This window comes from Lactobacillus sp. UMNPBX17, from assembly GCF_002553735.1.
Classification (GTDB): Bacteria; Bacillota; Bacilli; order Lactobacillales; family Lactobacillaceae; genus Lactobacillus; species Lactobacillus gallinarum.
The window spans coordinates 1-8307 of record NZ_PCYT01000061.1 but is presented as its reverse complement, the minus strand read 5'-3'; the positions used below and the strand labels follow the sequence as shown (position 1 = coordinate 8307).

General features: G+C 35.5%; 9 protein-coding genes and 1 pseudogene. 6 read left to right on the top strand and 4 right to left on the bottom strand.

Annotation, left to right across the window (positions count from 1 at the left end):
- Positions 1-47 precede the first annotated feature (47 nt).
- Positions 48-419: pseudogene (locus tag CP368_RS08405) on the bottom strand (murein L,D-transpeptidase); the annotation flags it as partial.
- A 144-nt stretch (positions 420-563) separates the two neighbouring features.
- On the opposite strand from CP368_RS08405, the gene CP368_RS08400 reads away from it, so the two are divergent.
- Entirely contained in the window at positions 564-1358 is a 795-nt protein-coding gene (locus tag CP368_RS08400) for a DUF4931 domain-containing protein (protein ID WP_087176817.1), read from the top strand.
- A 30-nt stretch (positions 1359-1388) separates the two neighbouring features.
- Here CP368_RS08400 and CP368_RS08395 read toward each other — a convergent pair whose 3' ends face one another.
- Positions 1389-2033, bottom strand: a complete 645-nt coding sequence (locus CP368_RS08395; RefSeq protein WP_098043953.1) for a hypothetical protein — start codon at positions 2031-2033, stop codon at positions 1389-1391.
- Between the two features lie 58 nt (positions 2034-2091).
- Between CP368_RS08395 and yaaA the strand changes: the two genes are divergently transcribed.
- Positions 2092-2853 carry a peroxide stress protein YaaA gene (gene yaaA, locus CP368_RS08390; protein ID WP_098036402.1) on the top strand — a complete coding sequence of 254 codons (762 nt, stop codon included), beginning with the start codon at positions 2092-2094 and terminating at the stop codon, positions 2851-2853.
- Here yaaA and CP368_RS08385 read toward each other — a convergent pair.
- Complete coding sequence (locus CP368_RS08385) at positions 2850-3605, bottom strand: alpha/beta hydrolase (RefSeq protein WP_025005923.1); 756 nt, start codon at positions 3603-3605, stop codon at positions 2850-2852. The genes yaaA and CP368_RS08385 overlap by 4 nt on opposite strands.
- Positions 3606-3748: 143 nt before the next feature.
- Here CP368_RS08385 and CP368_RS08380 point away from each other — a divergent pair, with 143 nt between their 5' ends.
- From CP368_RS08380 to CP368_RS08365, 4 genes are all read left to right on the top strand, one after another.
- Complete coding sequence (locus CP368_RS08380) at positions 3749-4348, top strand: histidine phosphatase family protein (RefSeq protein ID WP_098043955.1); 600 nt, start codon at positions 3749-3751, stop codon at positions 4346-4348.
- A gap of 111 nt (positions 4349-4459) precedes the next feature.
- Positions 4460-4987, top strand: a complete 528-nt coding sequence (locus CP368_RS08375; protein WP_098043956.1) for a TetR/AcrR family transcriptional regulator — start codon at positions 4460-4462, stop codon at positions 4985-4987.
- Positions 4988-6049: an ABC transporter permease gene (locus CP368_RS08370; RefSeq protein WP_098043957.1), complete on the top strand. Its 1062-nt coding sequence runs from the start codon at positions 4988-4990 to the stop codon at positions 6047-6049. It begins immediately after the preceding gene.
- A gap of 1 nt (position 6050) precedes the next feature.
- Complete coding sequence (locus CP368_RS08365; protein WP_098043964.1) at positions 6051-6725, top strand: ABC transporter ATP-binding protein; 675 nt, start codon at positions 6051-6053, stop codon at positions 6723-6725.
- 45 nt (positions 6726-6770) lie between these two features.
- On the opposite strand, the gene CP368_RS08360 is transcribed toward CP368_RS08365, so the two are convergent.
- A complete protein-coding gene (locus tag CP368_RS08360; RefSeq protein ID WP_087176203.1) occupies positions 6771-8183 on the bottom strand; it encodes a C69 family dipeptidase in 1413 nt (470 codons plus the stop codon).
- Positions 8184-8307 lie beyond the last annotated feature (124 nt).

Below are 8307 nucleotides of genomic sequence, written 5' to 3'. Positions count from 1 at the left end.
ATTAGCTTACAACATGGCATATTGCCTAGAACGATTTAACTAGCACCACGCGTATTATTAATCAAATCTGTATGTTGCTTGTCAAAATATTCTTTAACAGTTTGCTTATCAACAGTTTGAATATTTGCATCCCTTTCAGAAACTATTTTTTTATTTCTTAAAAAGATGACATTATCAGCTTTTTCGTTAATCTTCGCTGTAGCTTTATTAACTGTTAATTTGCCGACCTTAACGCCATAGATTGTAACATTAGGATTGAAGTGAGTAGAAGCAAAGGCACGCTCACGTTGTTCGCTTTCTACCTTCTTATTGTAAAAAATTACACCACCAATAATTGCAATTATGACAATTACGCCGATAATTATTAAATAGAGATTATTTCGATTATTATGTTTTCTAAGTTCCGTTCTAGATTGCATTTTATCAAATACCCATCTCATTAGATTTTCGAATAAGTGTTTGCTTTGAAACAGTATAGCAACTATTTTTATCCTAGTAAAGTTACTATATAATACTTTCAGAATAATATACGTTATTAATTTTAACAGACTTTGAGGGAAAATATGAATAATGATCCACTTGTTTTTCAAATGAATATTGCAAAAGATAAGCCGCAGTCTTACCGTAAGGACAAAAAGAAGAAGGTTTGTCCATTTTGTGATGTAGCTAATTTAACTGATATTTATCAAAAAGAAGATGACATGATTTGGCTGAAAAATAAATATCCTACTCTGCGTGATACTAATCAGACCGTATTAATTGAATCAAGCGATCACCATGGTGATATTAGTATTTATACTAAAGAGCATAATCGTAAATTGATGCGGTTTAGCCTTGCATGTTTTGAAAAAATGGCGGCTAATAAAGATTATCAGACCGTTGTTTGGTATAAAAACTATGGTCCGCATTCGGGCGGTTCTTTGATTCACCCACACATGCAGATTGTGGGCTTTGAGCATGAAGATGGTTATAAATATATTCACCCTAATAATTTTGAAGGTGAAACGCTTTTTGATGAAAATGGGGTAGAAGTCAATATTGCCGAACACCCCGTACAAGGATATACAGAATTAAATATTAATCTTTTAACTAAGGATAGTATTGACCTATGGGCAGATTGGATTCAGAGCGGTGCTAAATACTTGCTTAATATCATGTACAATGGCAGATGTGATTCATACAATTTGTTCTTCTATCCACGCGAAGATGGTGGTGTTTGTGCTAAATATATTACCCGTTTTGAGGCTCCTCCGTATTTTGTGGGCTATAAATTATCTCAAGTAAACGATGAGATCACTTTAGACAAAGAAGCTCATCGCTTTAGAAAATTCTATGATAATGGATCGAAGATTAACTAAAAAACCTTCTCATTGCGAGAAGGGTTTTTGTTAGAATTCAGTGTGAATGATGTCGTCTTCTGGACGATGTGCTTGGATACGCAAAACTTGCCAAGCTAAATCACTTTCTGGTTCAGTAAGATTGATGGTCAATTTACCGTCTTTAAAAGTAAAATCAAGATCAGTTCTGTGATCGATCCATTCAACGCGGTTAGGTTCTTGAGTTAAACCGGTAACCTCAATTTTTTCAGGGAGTGGTCGTTTTACAAAAACATATTTTTGGTAATCTGCGTGCCGATTCTCTAAAATAAAACCATTGTTGCTTTCAAGAGTGCTACTTTTGCCTTCATTTAAAGCATGACCAAATAAGTGCATCCAAGAATTAATGGTATCAAGCAACTTTTGAGTAGTATCGTCAAATTTACCGTCGGTTACAGGGATGTTAATGATAGTATTTTTGCCATTTTGACGATTAGTAACAATAGTGTCAATTACATCATCACTGTTTAAATCGACACCGTCTGCTTCGTCAGCTAGAAAAATAGTGTATTTGCTGCAAGCTTCTTTAAAATCGTCTTTTTGAGCATTGGTTATCACGGCACGTGCACCAATGTTTCTAGCAGTTTTGACTAAAAAGTCCGCATCCGCATTTCCGTTTATTTTAAAAGTTAAGACAATTGCAAAATCAGGATTCATCATTTTTCCTCCTTATTAATTACTAGTTAAGTTTAACCTAAAGAAGTGAAATCTAAAAATGAAAATTATTATTGCACCCGCAAAAATTATGAAAATTGATCGTGATTCTTTTCTAGTTGAGTCTAAACCTGAATTTTTGGATAAGACTAAAGTACTGGAGAAATTTTTAAAATCGCGTTCTGAAGACCAATTAACTGAGTTATGGCATGCTAGTAAAAAGGTGACAGAGCAGAGTATCGAGCAGCTAAAGAATATGAATTTGGATGAACGATTAACGCCTGCTATTTTGGCTTTTTCAGGCATTCAATACCAATATATGGCGCCGGATTTGTTTACTCAGCCAGCGCTTGATTATATTCAAAAAAATTTGCGTATTTTATCCGGCTTTTACGGGATGCTTAGACCTTTTGATGGTGTTTGCCCATATCGTTTAGAACTTAATACCAAGATGAAAGGTTTTATTGATTATAGCTTGTACCATTTCTGGGGTGATGCTATTGCTGAAAGTCTGTTTAAAGATGATGACACAGTCATTAATCTAGCTTCCAAGCAATATATGCGGTTGGTTAAGCCGTATTTAAACGAAAATCGAAAAATGATTACCATTGATTTTCAAGAATTAAAAAATGATCAATGGAAAACTGTAGGTGTTCATGCCAAGATGGCACGCGGTGAAATGGTGCGCTTCATTGCCGAAAACCAAATAAAAAATCCCGCAGAGTTGCGAGATTTTCATGATTTTGAATTCCAATTTGTGCCCGAAGTTAGTTCATCAGATCATTATGTCTTTAGAACTAACTTTGATTTTAAACGTCGTTAAAACGCAGGCTTTAAAAATTGCGCAGTTAAATCAGCTGCCATGTCTTTGTATTCACCGCTAAATCTATGATCAGCATCAGGGATCATATGTAATTCGCTGTTTTCATAAACTTCATCGTATTTTTTAGCATATTTTGGATCAACGACTTGGTCATTAGTACCGGCAATTACGGAAACTGGTCTAGTGAAACGTTGAGATACTTCATAAATTGGTAAAACTTGTGCAGTTCTTAAGTAAAAGCCGCCAAGCTTCATCCCTAATTTATTGCCTACTAATGGCACAACTTCAGGAATATGATTTGGATCATAAGTTGCACCTTGAGTGTTACCCTTTAATGCGTCGTCTTTTAATTGAGCTGCAGGAGCTAAGAGGACTACTTTTTTTACAACATCAGGATAAAGACCTGCAAGCATTGATGCCACTACGCCACCTTGAGAATGTCCCACTAAGAAGATGTCTCGAACGTGTGGATCGGTGCGGACATAGTCCAAGATCGCCTTACCGTCGGCGATTTCGTTGCAGACAGTCATATCTTCAAATTTACCATCGCTTTCGCCGTGACCATTAAAATCAAAACGAACGCTAGCTACATTTTCATCGCGTAAATCATCGGCAATTTGTCTTAATAAATCTGTATTTCTATTAGCAGTGAAACCATGCATTAAAATAGCCATGTCATAGATTTCACCAAATGGTTCTTCACGGTCACCTACGAGAGTTAAACCGTCTCTTTCAATCGTAATGCGGGACATAAACATTCTTCTTTCTAAATTGGTCTACTATTATTGTAAACTTTTTTATAGGAAAATTAGTAGAAAAGAAATTAAGAAATTGGAAAGATTGCGTAATTACGCGTAAAATTAATTCATTGATTAAGTCATGCGAGGTATTAATGATGGAAATAGTTTTTATTCGTCATGGTCAAACAGATGTTAATAAGGATAATCGTCTTCAAGGCGCGCATGTTGATGCGGAATTAAATGATTATGGCCGCGCTTATGCTAAAAAAGCAGCAGCTAACTTCGATGAAGATGAGTTTGACGTAGTATATTCTAGTCCAATGAAGCGAGCAGTCGAGACCGCTAAAATTTTTACTAAAGATAAGAAAAAGATCAATCTTGATGATCGTTTGCTTGAATTTGACTTTGGTGACTGGGATGGCAAGAAGATGGATGATATCGTTAAGGAATATCCTGATATTGTTGATCCTTGGGGAAAGGTTAATCGCAACTATGTAAGATATGCCAAGAATGGTGAAAGCTACGAAGCTTTTGACAAGCGTTGCGGTGACTTTTTAGATGAAATGTACCAAAAGTATCCTGATAAAAAGGTGCTAGTAGTAGCTCATGGTCGTTTGATTCGAATGATGGCGGCGCACTACTTAACTAATGGCGATATGGATAAAATTGATACGATGGATAATTGTGCCCTAGCAAAATTTAGCGTTAAGAAAAATATTGCACGAATGATCTTCTACAATCGGCTACTTGCTTAGTAAAAAAGCAAGCAGCTTTTTTTATGTATATTCATTGACAATACGTCACAAAAGAATAGTATAATAGTTGATTGGTGACAAAACGTCAGTGTGTTGAAAGAGAGGATAAAAATGGTTAAAGCAACATTTAAAAATTTACCTTCCGCTAAACGCGAACGAATCGAAAAGGCTTTGTTAGAAGAGTTTAGTACATATCCTTTAGCAGATGCTAAAGTTTCTCATATTGTCAAAAAGGCAGACATTGCACGTGGTGCATTCTATAAGTATTTCGATGATTTAACAGATGCTTATGTTTATATGTATCATATTGCGATCGATACTATTCACGCTAATATGAGTCCTGATGAAAAATTTGATCCTGATCATTTTTATGATCGAGTTATTAAATTTATTGATAAGACTCAAAACAGTAAATATGAACCAATGATGAAGTTGCACATGTCGCAAAATGAATATTTAATTCCGGATAACTTCAAGATTTATTCAAGACAATTATTAAATATGAGTCCACAATTATGGAGTGCAATGGTTTTAAGTCATGAAGTAATCAATCTTTGCTTGTCAGACCCAGAAAATCAAGAGAAGAACCTTGCTCGTTACAAGAAGAGTTTATACATGATTGCAAAGGGGATGAAATAATTGTTTTTAGCACTAAAAGAAATTAAACATGAAAAGTTGCGCTATGGCTTAATCATTTTAATGATCTTTTTAATCAGTTATTTGATTTTTATGTTGTCTTCATTAGCCGTGGGATTAGCGAGTGAAAATACACAGGCAATCGATAGTTGGAATGCTAAGAAAATTGTTTTAAATAAAAATTCCAATATTAGTTTGGGTCAATCTATTTTGACTAAAAAAGATTTAAAAGACGATGATATTGGTAAAAATGAAGCATATATTGGTCAAGTGGCGGTAGTAGTTAAATCTAAAAATCGGCCATCTGTTTCTGCGCAATTTTTAGGGATTAAGAAAGACCAATTTATTTACAAAGACCAGGACTTAGTAGCTGGTAAACGAGGAAAAGGTAAAACAGAAATTACCGTAGATTCAAGCTTAAGGGATAAAGGCTATCGTTTAGGCGATAAGATTAGTTTGAATGGTTCAGCTAGAAAGTATAAGATTGTGGGCTTCGTTAATAATGCCAAGATCAACATTGCCCCAATTATCTATGGCTCTTTTGCTACATGGAGAAAACTGCGGATGGTTGCACCAAATGTAGCTGCTGCAGCGATTGTTTCCAAAAATGCTAATTATAAATACAACTATAAAGATGCAAAAACATATCCGATTGCCACATTTATTAATAAATTGCCAGGTTATACTGCACAAAATATGACCTTTGGGTTAATGATTGGATTCTTATTTGTCATTTCTCTAATTATCATTGCAGTTTTCCTATACATTTTGACGATGCAAAAAATGCATAATTTGGCTGTAATGAGAGCACAGGGAATTCCAAGCAAGACACTAGTTGGTGCAACAGTTAGTCAATCAATTATTTTGGTCGTTGTGGGAGTGATTATCGCCTTAATATTGATGTGGGTCACAGCCGCTGTTTTACCCGCTGCGGTGCCTATGAGCTTTACCACAACTATTATGATTGCTGGTACGCTAGGGATGCTTGTAATGGGTATTATTGGTAGTTTGATTCCGATTAGATCAATTTTAAAGGTTGATCCTGCAAAGGCAATTGGTGAATAAAATGGCAGTAATTGAGTTAAAAGATGTAGAAAAGATTTATGGTAAAGGCGATGCGCAAGTTGAAGCTTTAAAAGATATTAATTTTGAAGCTGATAAGAGCGAATTGGTTTTGATTATGGGACCTTCCGGTGCCGGTAAGAGTACGTTTTTAACTATTGCCGGTTCACTGCAGAAGCCAACTTCAGGCCAAGTTATCGTTAACGGAGAAGATATTAGCAAGTTCTCTGATAAAAAAAGAAATAGTTTGCGTTTAAATGAAATAGGTTTTATTTTACAAGCCTATAATTTGGTTCCGTATTTAACTGTTCATGATCAATTTGTTTTGGTCGATAAAGTTAAAAAGGGAGATAATTTGTCTAAAGAAGATTTGGATAAATTGCTTGAGGATTTGGGTATTACTAAATTAGTTAAAAAATATCCTAATGAATTGTCAGGTGGTCAGCAGCAGCGTGTGGCAATTGCGCGGGCGCTTTATGCTAACCCAGCGATTTTGCTAGCAGATGAACCAACGGCATCTTTAGATACGCAAAATGTAGAAGAAGTTGGTAAGTTATTTAAGAAGCTGGCTAAAGAACGTGAAAAAGCAATTTTAATTGTGACGCACGACCCTCGTCTTGAAAAATATGCGGATCATATTTATGAAATGATGGATGGTAAGATGAGTCAAAAGAAGTAAAAAATACCTAGTTCAAAATTTTGAACTAGGTATTTTTGTTATGAACTATAAGTTAGGATCCATCTTGAAGCGAAGAGGTGAATCGCCAGTTTGCTTGGTGATTAATTTAGCAGACAATTCTTTGAAAATATCCGTAGCAGTTTTAGCCATCTTTTCGTTAGCTTCATTAACAAGGTCAATTCTCTTAGCTGGATCACTTTCTTTAGCTAATTTTTGATCATATTCGTAACGCAGACGGGTAGTCTTTTCTCTAGCTTCGTCTTGGGCATTGCTTAAGTCTGTTCCATATTTATTCCAATCGCGGTCAGCTAAGGTGCTTGCCAGTTTAAATACCCAGTAAGCAGAGTTAGTGCTGTAAGTTTCCTTGCCATATTTATACATAGTAGGGACCTTAGTTCCTTGTGGGTAAAATGGAACATAAACGCTTTGTGCAGCTATACCCATTGCTAACCAATGAATCATGTTTTCACCGTTTAATTCTAATAAGTGAGACTCTTGGGTAGTAGCAACAGAAATAGGTCTAAATGTCGCATTATTCTTGTTCTTAGGATTAGTTAAATCATAAGGCGTATTTTGGTAATGATTGCTCAATACGGCTTGTGCGTCTTGAATAGAAATTGGCTTGTCCGGTTTTCTAATAAATGGCAAGTCAAAATCTTGTGGTTCTTGCTCGACAGATGGAGTTAATAATTTTTGCCCAATCCAGACACGAGGTGTGTTGTAATGCAAGTCGCTATCGTCATGTGTGCCAAAGATTTCACGCCAGTTAAAGACGGCATCTTTAGGCCATAATTGATTTTGGTAAACAAAGTCTTTTAGATCTTTTGAATACATAAAATCATTACCATCGAAGACGACAGCTTGGATTGCCAATTGGTTAGCAACTACTGCGTAAGAGTCGTCAGGAATTCTTTGAGCAACCCAGTGATGGCCTGAACCGATTTCCATATACCATGCTTCATCTGGGTCACTGAATAAAATACCGTCTGCTTCAGCAGCACCATGCTTTTCGACGATTTCACCTAAACGTTGTACGCCTTCGCGGGCTGTTTTAACGTATGGCAAAACAACGGTTACCATGGCTTCTTCTAAAATACCTTTTTCTGTATCAAAAGGATCAACTGCTAATACTCGTTCATTGGCATATGCACTTTCAGTAGCACTCATTGCTACATGATGTTCATTGATACCATCTTCTTCAAAGACGCCATACTTGTCTGTCCATTCTGGTGTTGAAGAATATGAAAAAATAGTTTCAGGTAAATCCATTTCAAATTTGTTATCTTTTGATTTGAAATGGTTATTTTTTACATTATCTTGATGCGGATTAAATGCAAGATGTTTGGGCCAAGCGGTTTTAGCATCTTCATTACGACCAATAATTACGCTTCCTGTGAGAGAAGCCTTCTTACCAATAAGAATAGAAGTACACGATGAACGTCCGATTACATTATTCATAAAAAATCACGCTTTCTAAATCGCATTTGTAACATAATTATAATGTAATTGTATTAATTTTTATATTATGGCGGATTGTAAAATCAAATTGAACACTTCGTTCAAATATTAAAAAAAGTCCATT

Bases quoted from the DNA above. Each gene is read 5' to 3' on its own strand.
- CP368_RS08385 (WP_025005923.1), bottom strand. From the start codon at position 3,605: ATGTCCCGCATTACGATTGAAAGAGACGGTTTAACTCTCGTAGGTGAC.
- CP368_RS08375 (WP_098043956.1), top strand. From the start codon at position 4,460: ATGGTTAAAGCAACATTTAAAAATTTACCTTCCGCTAAACGCGAACGA.
- CP368_RS08380 (WP_098043955.1), top strand. From the start codon at position 3,749: ATGGAAATAGTTTTTATTCGTCATGGTCAAACAGATGTTAATAAGGAT.
- CP368_RS08360 (WP_087176203.1), bottom strand. From the start codon at position 8,183: ATGAATAATGTAATCGGACGTTCATCGTGTACTTCTATTCTTATTGGT.
- yaaA (WP_098036402.1), top strand. From the start codon at position 2,092: ATGAAAATTATTATTGCACCCGCAAAAATTATGAAAATTGATCGTGAT.
- CP368_RS08395 (WP_098043953.1), bottom strand. From the start codon at position 2,033: ATGAATCCTGATTTTGCAATTGTCTTAACTTTTAAAATAAACGGAAAT.
- CP368_RS08365 (WP_098043964.1), top strand. From the start codon at position 6,051: ATGGCAGTAATTGAGTTAAAAGATGTAGAAAAGATTTATGGTAAAGGC.
- CP368_RS08400 (WP_087176817.1), top strand. From the start codon at position 564: ATGAATAATGATCCACTTGTTTTTCAAATGAATATTGCAAAAGATAAG.